This is a genomic window from Novosphingobium sp. FG90, from assembly GCF_057808725.1.
Genome location: NZ_JBMDIO010000025.1, coordinates 59,956 through 76,259 on the forward strand (window position 1 = coordinate 59,956; position 16,304 = coordinate 76,259).

At 66.8% G+C, this 16,304-nt stretch carries 16 protein-coding genes; 12 read left to right on the forward strand and 4 right to left on the reverse strand.

Features of this window, described 5'->3' with window-relative positions; translation table 11 throughout:
* The first annotated feature begins 44 nt into the window (after positions 1-44).
* Positions 45-797 carry an SDR family NAD(P)-dependent oxidoreductase gene (locus tag ACODRZ_RS19080; RefSeq protein WP_488971487.1) on the forward strand — a complete coding sequence of 251 codons (753 nt, stop codon included), beginning with the start codon at positions 45-47 and terminating at the stop codon, positions 795-797.
* 138 nt (positions 798-935) lie between these two features.
* Here the strand turns inward: ACODRZ_RS19080 and ACODRZ_RS19085 are convergent, their stop codons facing one another.
* Complete coding sequence (locus tag ACODRZ_RS19085; protein ID WP_488971488.1) at positions 936-1,865, reverse strand: LysR family transcriptional regulator; 930 nt, start codon at positions 1,863-1,865, stop codon at positions 936-938.
* A 120-nt stretch (positions 1,866-1,985) separates the two neighbouring features.
* Between ACODRZ_RS19085 and ACODRZ_RS19090 the strand changes: the two genes are divergently transcribed.
* From ACODRZ_RS19090 to ACODRZ_RS19135, 10 genes are all read left to right on the forward strand, one after another.
* Positions 1,986-2,684, forward strand: coding sequence for a pirin family protein (locus ACODRZ_RS19090; RefSeq protein ID WP_488971489.1), 699 nt, complete (start codon positions 1,986-1,988; stop codon positions 2,682-2,684).
* Between the two features lie 409 nt (positions 2,685-3,093).
* A complete protein-coding gene (locus ACODRZ_RS19095) occupies positions 3,094-3,753 on the forward strand; it encodes a hydrolase (protein WP_488971490.1) in 660 nt (219 codons plus the stop codon).
* 125 nt (positions 3,754-3,878) lie between these two features.
* On the forward strand, positions 3,879-4,715 hold the full coding sequence (locus ACODRZ_RS19100; protein WP_488971491.1) for an alpha/beta fold hydrolase: 837 nt from the start codon (positions 3,879-3,881) through the stop codon (positions 4,713-4,715).
* Positions 4,716-4,846: 131 nt separating this feature from the next.
* Complete coding sequence (locus tag ACODRZ_RS19105; RefSeq protein WP_008831612.1) at positions 4,847-5,098, forward strand: DUF1427 family protein; 252 nt, start codon at positions 4,847-4,849, stop codon at positions 5,096-5,098.
* 92 nt (positions 5,099-5,190) lie between these two features.
* Positions 5,191-7,035 carry an amidohydrolase gene (locus ACODRZ_RS19110; RefSeq protein ID WP_488971492.1) on the forward strand — a complete coding sequence of 615 codons (1,845 nt, stop codon included), beginning with the start codon at positions 5,191-5,193 and terminating at the stop codon, positions 7,033-7,035.
* A gap of 91 nt (positions 7,036-7,126) precedes the next feature.
* On the forward strand, positions 7,127-8,002 hold the full coding sequence (locus ACODRZ_RS19115) for a VOC family protein (protein WP_488971493.1): 876 nt from the start codon (positions 7,127-7,129) through the stop codon (positions 8,000-8,002).
* A 3-nt stretch (positions 8,003-8,005) separates the two neighbouring features.
* Entirely contained in the window at positions 8,006-8,446 is a 441-nt protein-coding gene (locus ACODRZ_RS19120; protein ID WP_488971494.1) for a DoxX family protein, read from the forward strand.
* On the forward strand, positions 8,439-9,824 hold the full coding sequence (locus tag ACODRZ_RS19125; protein WP_488971495.1) for an alginate export family protein: 1,386 nt from the start codon (positions 8,439-8,441) through the stop codon (positions 9,822-9,824). Before ACODRZ_RS19120 ends, ACODRZ_RS19125 begins: the two co-directional genes overlap by 8 nt.
* A gap of 102 nt (positions 9,825-9,926) precedes the next feature.
* The gene (locus tag ACODRZ_RS19130) at positions 9,927-10,634 is read left to right on the forward strand and encodes a YoaK family protein (protein ID WP_488971496.1); all 708 of its coding nucleotides are present in this window, start codon (positions 9,927-9,929) and stop codon (positions 10,632-10,634) included.
* 59 nt (positions 10,635-10,693) lie between these two features.
* Complete coding sequence (locus ACODRZ_RS19135; protein WP_488971497.1) at positions 10,694-13,621, forward strand: sensor histidine kinase; 2,928 nt, start codon at positions 10,694-10,696, stop codon at positions 13,619-13,621.
* Positions 13,622-13,743: 122 nt separating this feature from the next.
* Here the strand turns inward: ACODRZ_RS19135 and ACODRZ_RS19140 are convergent, their stop codons facing one another.
* On the reverse strand, positions 13,744-14,376 hold the full coding sequence (locus tag ACODRZ_RS19140) for a response regulator transcription factor (protein WP_488971498.1): 633 nt from the start codon (positions 14,374-14,376) through the stop codon (positions 13,744-13,746).
* Between the two features lie 109 nt (positions 14,377-14,485).
* On the opposite strand from ACODRZ_RS19140, the gene ACODRZ_RS19145 reads away from it, so the two are divergent.
* Entirely contained in the window at positions 14,486-15,139 is a 654-nt protein-coding gene (locus ACODRZ_RS19145) for a response regulator transcription factor (RefSeq protein ID WP_488971499.1), read from the forward strand.
* Positions 15,140-15,177: 38 nt separating this feature from the next.
* Here the strand turns inward: ACODRZ_RS19145 and ACODRZ_RS19150 are convergent, their stop codons facing one another.
* Positions 15,178-16,002, reverse strand: a complete 825-nt coding sequence (locus ACODRZ_RS19150) for a universal stress protein (RefSeq protein ID WP_488971500.1) — start codon at positions 16,000-16,002, stop codon at positions 15,178-15,180.
* Positions 16,003-16,027: 25 nt separating this feature from the next.
* On the reverse strand, positions 16,028-16,304 hold a 277-nt coding region (locus tag ACODRZ_RS19155), incomplete at its 5' end, for a cation transporting ATPase C-terminal domain-containing protein (protein ID WP_488986228.1).

Here is a 16,304-nt window from a genome sequence, read left to right on the forward strand (position 1 = left end):
CTATGTCGGGCACCGGCGGTTGGCCGGCATCAAGGAGACAGACAATGAGCAGCACGTTCGAGAACAAGGTCGTCGTAGTCACCGGCGGCACCAGCGGCATCGGGCTGGCGACAGCAAAGGCATTCGCGGCGGCAGGCGCGGCGGTGTTCATCACCGGGCGACGTCAGGACGCACTGGACACGGCGGTGAAGCAGATCGGCGGCCGTATCACCGGCGTGCGCGGCGACATGGCGAACCTTGCCGACATCGATCGCCTCTATGATGCGGTGCAGCAGAACCATGCGCAGATCGACGTGGTCTTCGCCAATGCCGGCGGCGGCGAACTCGCCCCGCTCGGCGCGATCACCGAGGAGCATTACGCGCAGACCTTCGACAGCAACGTGAAAGGCGTGCTGTTCACGGTGCAGAAGGCCCTGCCCCTGCTGCGAGACGGCGGCGCGGTAATCCTTACCTCCTCCACCACAAGCATCAAGGGGACCGGGGCTTTCAGTGTCTACTCGGCGACCAAGGCGGCAGTGCGCAACTTCGCGCGCAGCTGGATCCTCGACCTGAAGGACCGCCGCATCCGCGTGAACGCCGTCAGCCCCGGCCTGACCGAAACCGCCGGCCTCAACGACCTGTTCGGCGGCGGGGAGCAGGCGCAGGGCGTCAAGGACTTCATGATCGGCCAGATTCCCGCTGGCCGCATCGGCCAGCCGGAGGAGATTGCGAAGGCGGTGATGTTCCTGGCCTCGGACGATGCCTCGTACATCAACGGCATCGAACTATTCGTCGATGGGGGACAGGCCCAGATCTGACGGCCGGAGCCCAGCGTCGCCATCGGGCGCCCAACGCGGGTGCCCGATGGTGCGGAACGATCTGGCATCCACGGGCATCAGATGAAGATGACCGCGACCACACCGCCGAGGAACGCCGTCAGGCGGCATGATCGTTCGTCAGACGTCCCCCAGCCCCTCCATTTCGAGGTCGTTCCGGCCGAGTTCCACGAAGCGGTCCAGCAGCCAGCTTGCCGCCGGACCCGGAGGGGTATCGCGCCGCCATATTCCCGCAAACCGGTACGTGCCGCCGACATGGTCCGGCATCGCCAGCCGCACGAGCGTTCCGGCGAACAGATCGGCCTCGATCATCGGCATCGGCATGTTGCCCCAGCCGATGCCCTGCCGCAGCAGGGCGTGCTTGGCGCCAAGGTCTGCCAGCCGCCAGGTCTTGGGGCTGAATACCGAGTAGTCGCTGCCCTCGGTAAAGCGGGAGCGGTCGGTCAGCACGAGCTGCGTATAGTCCCGCCCCGCGCCCGGTTCGATCGCCATCATGCGGCCGAGCGGATGGTCGGGCGCGGCCACCGGCACCATTGCCACCGAGCCCGCCGAACGGCTGTCGATTCCCTCGACCCCCGCCGACAACGGCCCGGACAGGCCGATCACCGCTTCCCTGTCCAGCACCAGCGCGGTGATCGCGCCCAGCGCCTCGACGTGGAGACGAAGCTGCACCGTCGGGAAGGTCGCGGCAAACTCGCGCAGCACCAGGCCGACGCGCTCGGCGGGCAGCATGACGTCGAGCGCCAGGCTCACTTCGGCCTCCAGCCCGTCGAGCATGCCTTTCACCTTTGCCCGCAGCCCGTCGACGCCCTGCGAGATCGCCTTCGCCTCCGCCAGCACCGCGCGGCCCTGCTCCGTCAGTTGCGGGCGCCGCGTGCCCTCGCGCTCGAACAGCATGACGCCCAGCTGCGCCTCCAGATTGGCGATACCGTAGCTGATGACCGAGACCGCGCGGTTCAACTTGCGCCCGGCGCCCGCGAAACTGCCGACCTCCACCACTGTCAGGAAGATCGTCAGCTGATCGAGCGTAGGGGTTCCGGGATTGCTCACTTTTCTATTTCCTCGAAAAGACCGATCGGTTTTATCTATCTGAACGGAAAAGATCGCAACCCATACAAAGGGCTCAACGAAGCGGTCATCTCAACCCGCCGCTTCCACTGGAGACCCAAGATGATCGAACTTCGTCCCTTCGACAGCCTCGGCGGCGCCAACCACGGCTGGCTCGACGCCAAGCACCACTTCTCGTTCGCCGACTACCACGATCCGGCCCGCATGCACTGGGGCAACCTGCGCGTGTGGAACGACGACACCATCGCGCCGAAGACCGGCTTCCCGCCGCACCCGCACCGCGACATGGAGATCATCACCTATGTCCGCGAAGGCGCCATCACCCACGAGGACAGCCTCGGCAACAAGGGCCGCACCGAAGCAGGCGACGTCCAGGTCATGAGTGCGGGCACCGGCGTGCGTCACTCCGAATACAACCTCGAGGACGTGACGACCAAGATCTTCCAGATCTGGATCCTGCCCACCCGCAACGGCGAGCAGCCCAGCTGGGGCGCCCGTCCCTTCCCCAAGGGCGACCGCGCCGGGCATTTCGAAACGCTCGCCTCGGGCTACGAAGGTGACGGCGACGCCCTGCCGATCCGCACCGACGCCCGCATCGTCGCCGCAACGCTGAAGGCGGGCGAGACGGCGGAATACCCGATCGGCGCCGACCGCAAGGCTTACCTCGTCCCGGCGACCGGCGCGGTGAAGATCGACGACGTGCAGGTCAACGCCCGCGACGGCGCGGCGATCCGCGACCTCGACGTGATCCGCGTGACGGCGATCGAGGACAGCGAACTCGTCCTCGTCGACGCCGCATAGGCCTTCGAGGGAATCGCATAGGAAACTACCCTATAAGACTTCGTCGTCCTGAACTTGTTTCAGGACCCATCGTGCCGCCTTGCCGGAAGCTGGTGCCACCATCGGCACCCTCGGTCTGCCCCCGCACAGCACCCTGCTGGTTGCGCGATGGACCCTGAACCAAGTTCAGGGTGACGAAGCAGGAGAGGGAGCCCGCCCCCTCAATCGGGTGTAATACTTACGGTTGATTCCGCCCGTCGGCGGTCCGGCTCATAAGCCGCTCACAAGCTCTCGACACACCGATCACCTGCCGCATCTTTTCGATTTTATCGAAAGTTCGGAACGATTTTATGCGCCTATCTGGAATGACTGTCTCGCTCCAGAATGCATCTCGACGGGCAAGGACGCCCAGCAACAGGAGGACCTACCAATGACGCTCACCGCAACCGCCACCCCCGGAAAGTCGCTGATCTCCCCCGACAACCACGCGCTCGTCCTGATCGACTTCCAGTCGCAGATGAGCTTCGCGACCAAGTCGATCTCGCCCGAACTGCTGCGTAACAATGCGGCGCTGATCTCGCGCGGCGCCAAGTCGTTCAACGTCCCCACCATCCTCACCACCGTCGCCGAGAAGAGCTTCTCCGGCCCGATGTTCGACGAGATCACCGATGCCTTCCCGGGTCAGGAACTGCTCGACCGCACCAGCATGAACACCTGGGAAGACGAAGCCGTGATCTGCGAGATCAACCGCATCGGCAAGCAGCGCATCGTCTTCGCTGGCCTGTGGACCTCGGTGTGCATCGTCGGCCCGGTGGCCTCCGCGATCGATCAGGGCTTCGAGGCCTACGTCATCACCGACGCCTGCGGCGACATCTCGGAAGAAGCGCATGAGCGCGCCGTAGCACGCATGATCCAGCTGGGCGCCGTGCCGATGACCTCGCTGCAGTACCTGCTCGAACTGCAGCGCGACTGGGCACGCACCGAAACGTACGACAGCACCACCGGCATCGCGAAGGTCTGGGGCGGCGCTTACGGCCTCGGCATCAAGTACGCCAAGACCATGTTCGGCGCCTCCGAAGGCGGTCATTGATTGCAGCTCGGAACCGGCGGCTCGTCTTACCCTCCCGACCCTCATCGGGCCTGCCGGTTCCACCCTTATGCGCACCTTGTGGTACCTTTGAGTGCCGTTGAGTGCCTTTCATGGAGTTATTTGACATGGCCTATGTAACTACTTCTGATGGCGTGGAAATCTTCTACAAGGACTGGGGTCCGAAGGATGCGCAGCCCATCGTCTTCCACCACGGCTGGCCGCTCTCGTCGGACGACTGGGACACACAGATGCTCTATTTCCTGAGCAAGGGTTTCCGCGTCGTCGCCCATGATCGCCGCGGCCACGGCCGCTCCGCGCAGGTCAGCGAGGGTCACGACATGGACCACTACGCCGCCGACGCCGCCGCGGTGATGGAACACCTCGATCTCCGCAACGCCGTCCACATCGGCCACTCGACCGGCGGCGGTGAAGTCGCGGCCTATGTCGCGCGCTACGGCATCCCGCAGGGCCGCGTCGCCAAGGCCGTGCTGGTCAGCGCCGTGCCGCCTATCATGCTGAAAACCGAAGCTTATCCGGGCGGCCTGCCGATCGAAGTGTTCGACGGCCTGCGCGCCGGCCTCGCCGCCAATCGCGCGCAGTTCTTCCGCGATGTCGCCGCCGGTCCCTTCTACGGCTTCAACCGCGAAGGCGCCGACGTCAAGAGTGCCGTCATCGACAACTGGTGGCGCCAGGGCATGATGGGCAGCGCCAAGGCCCATTACGAGGGCATCAAGGCCTTCTCCGAAACCGACCAGACCGAGGACCTGAAGGCGATCACCGTCCCCACCCTCGTCCTGCACGGCGATGACGATCAGGTCGTGCCCTACAAGAACGCCGGTGTGCTGCAAGCCGAGATCCTGCCGAATGCGACGCTCAAGATCTACGAGGGCTTCTCGCACGGCATGCTCACGGTGAACGCCGAGACCATCAACCCCGATCTGCTCGCCTTCGTGCAGGGCTGATCGCCCTTCATTCGTCATTGCGAGCGCAGCGAAGCAATCTAGGGCGGTTTGCTCTGCCCTGGATTGCCGCGGGCCTTCGGCCCTCGCAATGACGAACTGTTGGGACAACGGACGTCCGAGGAGACCTCCCGATGAAAGCCTACCTTCTCTCCATCGCCGCCGGGTTGCTGGTGGGTGTCGTCTACAGTCTCCTCGGCGTCCGTTCGCCCGCGCCGCCGATGATCGCGCTGGTCGGCCTGTTGGGCATCCTGCTCGGCGAGCAGATCGTGCCGCTGGCGAGCCGGTTCGTGACGAAAAACAACGTCGCGCAGTTCGTCATGACCGAGTGCCGCGATCACGTCCTCGGCCGCCTGCCGGGCGATGCCGATAAGCACGACGCATGATCTCGCGCCGCCACACGCTTCTGGGAGCGGCCGCCGCGTCGTTCCTGCCTACCACTCTCGCGGCCCGAGCGGGTCGAACCAAGGATTCGAGCATGACCGACACGATCATCATCAACGCCAAGGTGACCACCCTCGACCGTGAGAACCCGCTGGCGCAGGCGGTGGCGATCCGCGACGGCAAGTTCCTCGTCGTGGGCAGCGAGGCCGAAGTGCGCGCTGCCGCACCCGAAGCCACGGTGATCGACGCCAAGGGCCACCGCCTGATCCCCGGCCTGATCGACAGCCACATGCACATCATCCGCGGCGGCCTGAACTTCAACATGGAGCTGCGCTGGGACGGCGTGACCAGCCTGTCCGAAGCGATGGCGATGCTCAAGAAGCAGGTCGACAACACCCCCGCCCCGCAGTGGGTGCGTGTGGTCGGCGGTTTCACCGAGCACCAGTTCGCCGAAAAGCGCCTGCCCACGATCGCGGAACTCAACGCCGTCGCGCCCGACACGCCGGTGTTCATCCTTCACCTCTACGACCGCGCGCTGCTCAACGCCGCCGCGCTCAGGGTAGTGGGCTACACCAAGGACACGCCCAACCCGCCGGGCGGCGAGATCGTCCGCGACAGCCAGGGCAATCCCACCGGCCTGCTGCTGGCCCAGCCCAACGCGACGATCCTCTATTCGACGCTGGCCAAAGGGCCGAAGCTCCCGCCGGAATACCAGCTCAATTCCACCCGCCACTTCATGCGCGAGGTCAACGCGCTGGGCGTCACCGGCGTGATCGACGCAGGCGGCGGCTTCCAGAACTATCCCGACGACTACGATATCATCGAGAAGCTGCATCAGGACGACCAGCTGACCGTCCGCATCAGCTACAACCTGTTCACCCAGAAGCCGAAGGAGGAACTCGCCGACTTCACCGGGTGGGCCAAGCAGGTCACGCCGGGTCAGGGCGACGACACCTATCGCCACAACGGCGCGGGCGAGATGCTCGTCTATTCCGCCGCCGACTTCGAGGACTTCCGCCAACCCCGCCCCGACATGGCGCCGAGCATGGAAGGCGACCTTGAACCCGTCATCCGCCTGCTCGCCGAAAACCGCTGGCCCTGGCGCCTCCACGCCACCTATGACGAAACGATCGGCCGCGCGCTCGACGTCTACGAGAAGGTCAACGCCGACATCCCGCTGCAGGGCATCAACTGGTTCTTCGACCACGCCGAAACGATCAGCGACCGCAACATCGACCGCATCGCCGCGCTCGGCGGCGGCATCGCCGTCCAGCACCGCATGGCCTATCAGGGCGAGTACTTCGTCGAACGCTATGGTGCCAAGGCCGCCGAGCGCACCCCGCCGATCGCCCGCATGATCGCCGCCGGGATTCCCGTGGGCGCGGGCACCGACGCCACCCGCGTCGCCAGCTACAACCCGTGGGTCTCGCTCTCGTGGCTGGTGACCGGGCGCACCGTGGGCGGTCTCTCGCTCTATCGCGGCGACAACCGCGTCAGCCGCGAGAAGGCGCTGCGCATGTGGACGCACGAGAACACCTGGTTCTCCAGCGAAGTGGGCAAGAAGGGCCAGATCAAGGCGGGCCAGCTGGCCGACCTCGCGCTGCTCTCGGACGACTATTTCAGCGTGCCGGACAACGAGATCGTCCACATCCGCTCGATCCTGACGATGCTGGGCGGCAAGGTGGTCCACGGCGACGGCGACTTCGCCCCGCTCGCCCCCGAACTGCCGCGCCCGATGCCGGACTGGTCGCCGGTCGCCACCTTCGGCGGCTATTATCAGACGCCCGAAGCCAAGCAGAAGCTGGCCTCGGCCTGCGGCTGCGCCAGCAGCTGCGGCGTCCACGGCCACGACCACGCCGCCGCGCTCGGCGCCAACGTCCCCGCCGCCGATGTCCAGACGTTCTGGGGATCGCTCGGCTGCGGCTGCTGGGCGGTGTGACGCTCAAGATAAAGCCCGTCATCCCAGCGAAGGCTGGGATGACGGGGCGTGCGTCAAATCCTGCCGTGCATTACTAAAAAGGAGCCCCCCGATGAAGCGCTTCACCTTCCTGATCGCCGCCGCGGTCCTCGCCTCGGCCCCGGCCTATGCCGCCGAAACCGCCGACTATGCGGTCGGCCCGCAGTACGACACCACCCACGTCTACGTGCCGCAGGAGCAGTTCGACACGTTCGTCGCCAGCTTCACCGCCACCTTCGGCGGCACCACCAGCAAGCAGGGCGAATTCCAGGTCACCCCAACCAAGAGCCTCACCAAGTCGCAGTTGGTGCTGACGCCTTCGGGCACCGTCTCGGTGTTCGGCTTCAAAACGCCGATCCCCTATCCCTTCGGCGACGAGCGCACCGGCTATCTCGTCACCGATATCGACGCGGCGGTGACCTCTGCCGTGAAGCACGGTGCGGTACGCCGCATCGCCACCTTCCCCGATCCCATCGGCCGCGATTCCGTGGTCCAGTGGCCGGGCGGCGTGAACATGCAGATCTACTGGCACACCGCCAAGCCGAACTACGCGCCGCTCGCCAGCGTGCCGGAGAACCGCGTCTACCTGACGCCCGACGCCGCCGACGCCTTCGTCAAGAGCTGGACCGGCTACGCCAAGGGCAAGATCACTGCCGACGACAAGGCCGCCTCGGGCGCCGAGATCGGCGAGCCGGGCAAGACCGTGCGCCGCGTCTCGATCGAGAGCGGCTACGGCAGGATGGTGGTCTTCGTCTCGGACGGCCAGCTGCCCTGGCCCTATGGCCGCGACATGACCGGCTATGCGGTGAGCGACCTTTCAGCCACGCTTGCAAAAGCCACGGCGGCAGGCGTCGAAACCCTCGTCGCGCCGTTCGAGGTGGGCAAGCGCCAAACCGCAATCGTGCGCTTCCCCGGCGGCTACGTCGCCGAGATCCATCAGGGCGCCTGAACCATGGCCAGCATGCCCCCGATGAACCGCACGCCTTCATTCGTCGGGGCAGTGCTGGACTTCGCCCCCACCGCCTTCCTCGCCCGCCTCGCGCTGGTGAGCGCCTACCTCGTGGGCGGCGTGACCAAGCTGGGCGACTGGCCCGCCGCGCTGGCCGAGCAGGCCCACTTCGGCCTGACCCCGCCCGCGCTGTGGGCGGCGCTGACCATCGCCGTCGAACTGATCGCGCCGCTGCTGATCCTCTCGGGCCGTCTCGTCTGGCTGGGCGCCGGGATGCTGGGCGTGTTCACGTTCTTCGCCGCGCTTGTGGCGAACGCCTTCTGGACCATGCCAGAAGGTCCGGAGCGCTTCGGCGCGATGAACGCCTTCTTCGAGCACATGGGCCTCGTCGGCGGTTTCGTGCTGGTCGCGGTGCTGGCGCGCAGGGGGCAGCGCGATGCCTAGGCTTTGCAGCCTCGCTTCGCTTGCGGCAACGGCGGTTGGCGCCCTGCTCCCACACACCGCCATCGCCGGGCCGAAGGAGGCATGGGAAGCCCCCACCCTCACCATCACCCGCTACGACGAGGACTGGTCAGACCTCGAAAGCGCCGAAAAGCGCGACCATCACTGGACCGGCCCGTTCAAGTACATCCCGCTGGGAGACGATGTCTGGCTCTCCACCGGGATCGAACTGCGCGCCCGCAGCGAGAACTACGAAAACAACCTCTGGGGCAGCGCCGACGCGCCGAACGACAGCTATGTCTGGCTGCGCGCACTGCCTTACGCGGACCTCCACGTCGGCAAGCTGCGTGCCTTCGCCCAGCCGATCCTCGCCACCTCGGTTAGTGTCGCGCCCTCGCCCGGACCGGTGGACGGCACCGGCGTCGATCTGCTGCAAAGCTTCGTCGAGGCCGATCTCGGCCCCGTCACCCTGCGCGCCGGGCGGCAGATGCTCTCGCTCGGCACCGAGCGGCTGGTCGGCACACGCTACGGCCCCAACGTGCCGCTGGCCTTCGACGGGCTGCGCGCCGAGGTGACGGTGGGAACGGCGAAAGTCAGCCTGCTGGCAGTGCGTCCGGTCCAGCCCGGCAAGGGCAGCTTCGACGATCGCACCTCTTCCCAGGAGGCACTGTGGGGCGCCTATGCCGCCATGCCCGAACTGGACTTCTACTACCTCGGCTACCGCAACGATGCGGCGCGCTGGGGTGGGTTGGGGGGCGAGCGCGAGGGCGGCGAGACGCGCCACACCCTCGGCGCACGCTGGCACGCGAAGCGCGGCGACTGGCACTGGAACGTCGAGGGCGCCTACCAGTTCGGCCGTTTTTCCGGCGGCTCGATTTCCGCCTGGACGGTGGGCACCGAGTTCGGCCGCGCCTTCCCCGACCTGCCGCTCTCGCCCGCCCTGACCTTGCGCGCCAATGTGGTGAGCGGCGACCATAACTCCGCCGACACCCGCCTCGGCACGTTCAACGCGCTGTTCCCCAAGGGCAAGTACTTCGGCGAACTCTCGCCGGTCGGCCCGTACAACATCATGAACCTGCATCCAGCGATCGGCCTGCAACTGGCGCCCACGGTCTCGGCAGGCTTGGCGGCGGCGGCCTACTGGCGCCAGTCGCGGGACGACGGGATCTATGACATTCCCAGCAACCTCGTCCGCGCCGCCGGGGATAGCCGTGCGCGCTTCATCGGCAAGGAAGTGGAGGCCACGCTGGCCTGGCAAGCGACGGCGGAACTGGAGCTGTCGATGTCGGTCTCCGCCTTCGTGCCCGGCGCCTTCATCCGGGACACGGGCAGCGCCAGGACCATTCGCATGTTCGGCCTCGAAAGCAATTTCCGGTTCTGATGGTCTTTTCCAGATCATCGAACGAAACGACACACTTTATTCCAGTAACCCGGCAGGTCTTCGCCCGGTAGACCATCACCATCATTCAGGAGATCGCCCCCCATGTCTACCCAAACCTCTACGCCCGCTCCCAAGTCCACTTTACTTCCCTGCCTGCTCCTGCTGCTCTCGGCCACGACCGGCCTCGTCGATGCGGCGTCGGTGCTGGGTCTGGGCAAGGTCTTCACCGCCAACATGACCGGCAACGTCGTGTTCCTCGGCTTCGCCGCTGCGGGGACGCCGGGGTTCAAGGTCATCCCCTCGGTGCTGGCGCTGGCCGCGTTCATGGCGGGGGCGTGGGGCGCCGGGCACCTCGCCCGTGCGCATGTCGAGCGGGCGCTCGGCCGCTGGCTGATGTGGTCCGCCGTGGTCGAGGCCGCGCTGCTGGGGATCGCCGCACTGATCGCGCTCGACATCGACGTCGCCGCGCAGGCCCCCAAGGCGGGCGTGATGGCGGTGATCGCGCTGACCGGCTTCGCGATGGGCCTGCGCAACGCCACCGTGCGCCAGCTCAAGGTGCCGGACCTGACGACCACCGTGCTGACCCTCACCATCACCGGCATCGCCGCCGATCAGGTCGGCGGGCGCACCCCCAACTTCGCGCGGCGCTTCGGCGCGGTGCTCTCGATCTTCGCAGGCGCGGCGGTGGGCGCGCTGCTGCTGTTCCACGGCGGGCTGGCTTTACCTCTGGCGCTGGCGGGCGCGATCGTGCTCGGCGCGACGCTGGTGTTCCTGCGCGACCCCGCTTCCGCCATGCCGCACCGGCCCTGAGCGCGCCCCAAACGAAAGGTTACCTTGTCGCCCGCGCAGCGCCATGCAATGCGCGGGCGATGCGTCCCGCCCACGCCTTTCGCCCCTTTTTCCGCGCCGCCGCCCTTCTCGGCGCGAGCCTCTGCGCGTCCGCGCTGCTGGCCTCGCCCGCGACCGAGGTCCCCGGCTATGCCAGCCGCTACTGGTCGCTTGCGGACGGTGCACCGCCCGATATCCGCGCCATCGCCCGCACCCGCGACGGGTTCCTGTGGCTCGGTTCGGGCGACGGGCTTTACCGCTTCGACGGGCTGAACTTCCTGCGCGTCGAGCCCGAGGACTTCGACAACTTCCGCGCCCGGCAGGTCACCGCGCTGGCCGCCGGGCCGGACGGCAGCCTGTGGGTGGGCTATGCCTTCGGCGGCGTGGCCCGGCTCAGGGACGGGCACTTGCGCGGCGCCAACCCGGAAAAGCCGCGCGGGCGCATCACCGACATCATCGCCCCGCCTGACGGCTCGATCTGGGTTTCCACCTGGAGCGGCTTCGGCTCGCAGCTGCGCCATTGGGTGAACGGCCGCTGGGACGTGATCGACGTCGACGGCCCGCTGCTGCGCATGTACCGCCAGAGCAACGGCGCGATCTGGATCGCCTCCAATCCCAACTTGCGCCGTCTGGCCCCCGGCAGCCGGAAGCTGGAGACGGTGCCCGCGCTTATGAACCTCGGCCCCGCCTTCCGCGAGGATCGCACCGGCCAGTTGTGGTTCTTTTCGAGCGACGGCCTCCAGCGCTTGACCGCGAAGGGTTTTGCGGAAACCGGCGTCGGTTTCGGCGAGCCGCTGAACGGCGGCGACGGCTGGCGCGAGATGCTGTTTGACGACGACGACCTGCTGTGGATCGCAGGCAATGCCTCGGGCCTCGCGACCGTACCGCGCGGCGCGCTGAGCATGGACCACACGCGGACCTACCCCGTCGGCATGTTCACCCTGATGCGCGACGGCGAGGGCACCATCTGGGGCGGCGCGCCGGACGGCCTGCACCGCTTCGTGCGCACGCCTGTGGTGCGTTTCACTGCCATCAGGGGCGTGCGTAGCGGCATCGCCACCGGGCCGGACGGCTCTCTCTACATCGGCGGGGACGAGGGGCTCTACCGCATCATCGACGGCAAGGCGCAGCTGGTCCTGCACTCGGGCCTCGTGTCGGAAGTGTGCTCGGTCACGGGCGTGGGCGCTTATGTGCTGACGTACAAGAACGAATACCTCGTGCGCGGATCGACGGCGACGCGGATCATCGGCCCGCTGGAGAAGGAACGGCAGTTTGGGCAGGCCTGCGCCTCCGATCCGCAGGGGCACTTGTGGGAATCAGTATCGGCCTCCGGCATGTTCCGGCTCGACGGCAGCCGCTGGACCAAGGACGAGAGCCTGCCGCCCGCGACGACCTTCATCGCGCCGGGTCCCAATACCTTCATCGTCAACCAGCCACTGCGCCTGCTCGCCCGCGTCCATGACGGCAAGACCACGCCTATCTGGCCGGAAGGCGACGGCGCAGGCAGCAAGGGCGGCGTCGGTTTCGTGCGCATGCTCAAGCAGATGGACGGCGAGACATGGATCGGCGGCGAGGCGGGTCTCGCCCGCTACGATGGCCGCCGCGCGCAGCAGCTGAGCGCACGGAGGTATCCATGGCTGGCGGGGGTGATGGGCATCGTGCGCGTCGCCGGGCATTACTGGCTGATCTCGTCAGGCGGCATCATCCGCGTGGCCGAGGCGGACCTCGACGCTGCTTTCGCGAAGCCCGGCACGCCGATCCCGCTCGTCCGCTTCGGCCAGAGCGGGGTGATCCGCGCGCGCACCGAATCCTATTCCGCCAACGACGCCGCCGTCGATGTGCAGGGACGCCTGTGGTTCGTTACCAGCACCGGAGTGGTGCAAGTCGATCCCTCGCGCATAGCACCGCTCAAGGCCGACATGCCGATCGCGGTGACCGGGCTGGAAGTCGATGGCCATGCCTATCCGCTCACAAACACGCGCCTGCCTGCAGGCACCACGCGCGTCAGCCTGTCCTATGTCGGGCTCGGCCTCGCCGATGCGGAGAACAACCGCTATCGCTACCGGCTCGATGGGATGGACGAGAACTGGGTGGAGGCACAGGGCCGCCGCCGCGTCGATTACGCAGGGCTCGGCCCTGGTACGTACCGCTTCCACGTCACCGCCGCCACCGGCGACGGGCCGTGGGCGAAGCGGGAGGCGACCGCCACTTTCGTCATCGCCCCGCATTTCTGGCAGACCGCATGGTTCCGCCTTGCCGTGCTGGCAGGCGCGGTGCTCGGTGGCTACGCGCTGTTTCGCTGGCGCATGCGCGCCGCCATGCAGTCCCTGCACGACCGCATCGAGGAGCGCGTGGCCGAACGCGAGCGCATCGCGCAGGACTTGCACGATACACTGCTTCAGGGCTTCCAGGGCCTGATGCTGCGCTTCCAGACGGTGCTGCACCTGACCACGCCGGGCACCCCAGCCCACACTGCCATCGAGGAAGCGCTGGAGCGTGCCGACGACGTCTTGCTCCATGGCCGCGAGCGCGTGCGGGGCCTGCGCGAGGATGCCGAGCCCAAGTGCATCGCCGAGACCCTGCGCGCCAGCGCGGCGCGTGTAGTGGGCAGCGCCCTGCCGTGGGAGGTCAAGGTCGATGGCCCCGAACGGCTGGTCGGCGCTCCGGTCGCCGAGGAACTGGAACTCGCCGTGGGCGAGGCGCTGGCCAATGCCGTCAAGCATGCCCGGGCGAGCATGGTGCGGGTGGAGATACACCATGGCCGCGACCGGCTTTCGCTGCGGGTGGTGGACGACGGTGTCGGCCTGCCCGAAGACGTGCGCGCGGCGGGCGGGCGCGAGGGGCACTTCGGCCTCACCGGCATGCGCGAGCGGATCGAGCGGCTGGGCGGCTCGTTCTCGGTCGCCAACGCGGCGGGACAGGGCACCTCGATCCGGCTGAGCCTGCCGGCGAAGATCGCGTATCGGTGATTGCTTTCCCCACTCCGCTCAGGCTGAGCCTGTCGAAGCATGGGAGCCGCAGCGCCCGGCCTCGGGGGTTTCGACAAGCTCAGCCTGAGCGGGATTGAGAGGTTCGGGGGCTACGTTGAGGATTAAAGCTCGATCAGCCCGTTGCGCACCGCGATCGCCACTGCGTGCGTGCGGTCCATCGCACCGAGCCGCGCGAAGATCGCCTTCATATAGCCCTTCACCGTATCCTCCGACAGCGAGAGCCGCGCCGCGATCTGCTTGTTGGAGTTGCCCGCCGCCGCCAGTTCCAGCACGTCGCTCTCGCGCGCGGTCAGGCGCTTGGCCTCGCGGTCGGCGGCGCCGAAGACCTGCCTGTCGAAGTGCGTACCGCCCCGGTGGACCGAACGGATCGCATCGAGAAGTTCGGTCCTCAGACTGTTCTTGAGCAGGTAGCCCGAGGCCCCAGCCTTGATCGCCTGCGTGGCGCGGCCATCGCCCGAATACGTCGTGAGCACCAGGATGCGCGCCTCGGGAAATTCGGCGAGGATGCGGGTCATCGCCTCAACCCCGTCGACATTGGGCATCTGCAGGTCAAGCAGCAGTATGTCGGGGCGCGCCTCGCGATAGATGCGCACCGCCGCCTCGCCGTCCTCACCCACCGCGATCAGTTCGAGGTCGGGCTGGGTCGCGAAGACGGCGACGATGCCGTCGCGCAGCAGCGGGTGGTCGTCGACCACGGCGATGCGGATGGGGGCCTGAAAATCGCTGTCTGCCATGGCCTGCGTGTAGCCCCGCCGCCCCTGCCGAGGAAAGCCCCCCGAAAGAGGGGATTGCCCGTTGTGTGCACTTTGGATCATTTCCGGCGGCGCCAGCAGGAGTAATGCAATGATCCATCCCACCAGCGAGCCGACGCGCAATCCCACCGACGACAGCGCATGCCGGGGCAAGGTTCTGATCGTCGATACCGACGGAGAGGCCCGCTCGCAGCTGCGCACCCTGCTGCGCGACGAAGGCTATGTCGCCGAGACCTTCGCCTGGGCCGGCGCGCTGCTCGACGCCGCCCTGCCCGAGGCGCCATGCTGCATCGTCGCGGACGTGCGCATGCCCACCATCGACGGCCTGGAACTGATCGATCGCCTCAAGCGCCGGGGCGAGCCGATTCCCGTCATCTTCGTCACCGACGACGCCGACGTGCCGCTGTCGGTGCGCGCGATCAAGGCCGGTGCGGTGGACTTCCTGCCCCGCCCCTACGACGAAGGCGACCTGCTGGGCGCCATCGAGCACGCGCTGGAAATCGACGCCGAGCGTCGCTCGGCCGTCCAGCGCCGCCGCGCCGTCGCCCAGCGTTTCGACACCCTCACCCCGCGTGAGCGGCAAGTGATGGAGGGCGTCGTGCGGGGGCTGATGAACAAGCAGATCGCCTGGGAGCTGGCGATCAGCGAGATCACCGTGAAGCTCCACCGCTCCAGCCTGATGCGCAAGATGGGCCTGCGCTCAGTGCCGGATCTCGTTCGAGCGTCCATGTCGCTACCCATGTGACAGAAAAGCCGACGGACATCGCTGCTTGCGGCAACTCTTTACGCCGCAAGCCCATCGCGCACAATTAAGGTATCCTGCGGGATAGCCGTCAACAAATCCGATGTTCGGCTTCCCAGCAAAGCGTGTGCGATGCTCCCCCAACCGTGCGATCCAACGACCGCGACAGCACTCCGATAGAGCTGGGCGAACCGTTCGATGGCAATTGCCGGATCACTCTCGACACTATGGTACTTGATGGTTTCGAGCCAGGGGGCCAGTTCCGGAAGGGCCAGAAAACGCTTCATCTCGTCACGCGACCAGGCCTCACCAAGTTCGAGAGCGGTGTCCTCGCCCAATCGCTTGGGAAAAGGCCGACCGAATGCATTCACGAGCGTGACAGGCGCATGGAAAAGTTGGGCGGCCGTCACCAGTGCCTGCGCAGAACGTTCCGAGAAATCAGTTCCCACGACGATGCCGTCGTATTCCGATCGAGGTCTTTCTTTCACGACCAGCACCGGCATCGACGCCTTTCTGACAAGATAATCGACGGCCGTGCCCAGAAAGAAGTCCGAAACATGGTTGTAGCGTGCGGCACCGACAACGATGAGCGCCGCCCCGCGCGAGGCCGCCACCTCGGCCACGACCCGCGGCGCGGCGCCCGATGCAACGACCACATCGAACGGCACTGCAAGGTCTTCGACCATCTGATCGAGCAGGTGACGCGCACGAAGGGTACGTTGTCGGTCGTCCATGCCGTGCCCATCCTCCAGCGCATGAACGATGACAAGGCGGGAGCCCCGTTGTTCAGCCAGCATAACGGCGCGATCGAATGGACGGTCGCTGCGGGCTGTCAGGTCGGTAGCTACGACGATCGGTGCTATCATTGCTCAAGTCCTGTGGTATCGGCGATCACGAACGGAGTTCCTCGAACCAGCCCGCTCGGGTCATCACCCACTTCTCCGCTTCAAGCACCACGAAAAGCAGTGCTCCCAACGCGACGATGATAAGCCCATCGACCAGCGCTACCGCGCGTGTATCGAACACCGCGTGCATGACAGGCAAATACGTGAAGGCGAATTGTGCCACTATCACTGCCCCAACCGCCGTCAGCACCGCTGGTGTGCCAAGAGCGCCGCGCAGCGTCAGCGAGCGCATATGCAGGTAGCGCACGTTGAAGAGATAGAAT

What these genes read in the sequence shown, in the direction of transcription:
- ACODRZ_RS19150 (WP_488971500.1), bottom strand. Translation starts at nt 16,002, where the DNA reads ATGATAGCACCGATCGTCGTAGCTACCGACCTGACAGCCCGCAGCGAC.
- ACODRZ_RS19135 (WP_488971497.1), top strand. Translation starts at nt 10,694, where the DNA reads ATGCGTCCCGCCCACGCCTTTCGCCCCTTTTTCCGCGCCGCCGCCCTT.
- ACODRZ_RS19100 (WP_488971491.1), top strand. Translation starts at nt 3,879, where the DNA reads ATGGCCTATGTAACTACTTCTGATGGCGTGGAAATCTTCTACAAGGAC.
- ACODRZ_RS19130 (WP_488971496.1), top strand. Translation starts at nt 9,927, where the DNA reads ATGTCTACCCAAACCTCTACGCCCGCTCCCAAGTCCACTTTACTTCCC.
- ACODRZ_RS19110 (WP_488971492.1), top strand. Translation starts at nt 5,191, where the DNA reads ATGACCGACACGATCATCATCAACGCCAAGGTGACCACCCTCGACCGT.
- ACODRZ_RS19115 (WP_488971493.1), top strand. Translation starts at nt 7,127, where the DNA reads ATGAAGCGCTTCACCTTCCTGATCGCCGCCGCGGTCCTCGCCTCGGCC.
- ACODRZ_RS19125 (WP_488971495.1), top strand. Translation starts at nt 8,439, where the DNA reads ATGCCTAGGCTTTGCAGCCTCGCTTCGCTTGCGGCAACGGCGGTTGGC.
- ACODRZ_RS19120 (WP_488971494.1), top strand. Translation starts at nt 8,006, where the DNA reads ATGGCCAGCATGCCCCCGATGAACCGCACGCCTTCATTCGTCGGGGCA.
- ACODRZ_RS19090 (WP_488971489.1), top strand. Translation starts at nt 1,986, where the DNA reads ATGATCGAACTTCGTCCCTTCGACAGCCTCGGCGGCGCCAACCACGGC.
- ACODRZ_RS19095 (WP_488971490.1), top strand. Translation starts at nt 3,094, where the DNA reads ATGACGCTCACCGCAACCGCCACCCCCGGAAAGTCGCTGATCTCCCCC.
- ACODRZ_RS19145 (WP_488971499.1), top strand. Translation starts at nt 14,486, where the DNA reads ATGATCCATCCCACCAGCGAGCCGACGCGCAATCCCACCGACGACAGC.
- ACODRZ_RS19140 (WP_488971498.1), bottom strand. Translation starts at nt 14,376, where the DNA reads ATGGCAGACAGCGATTTTCAGGCCCCCATCCGCATCGCCGTGGTCGAC.
- ACODRZ_RS19080 (WP_488971487.1), top strand. Translation starts at nt 45, where the DNA reads ATGAGCAGCACGTTCGAGAACAAGGTCGTCGTAGTCACCGGCGGCACC.
- ACODRZ_RS19105 (WP_008831612.1), top strand. Translation starts at nt 4,847, where the DNA reads ATGAAAGCCTACCTTCTCTCCATCGCCGCCGGGTTGCTGGTGGGTGTC.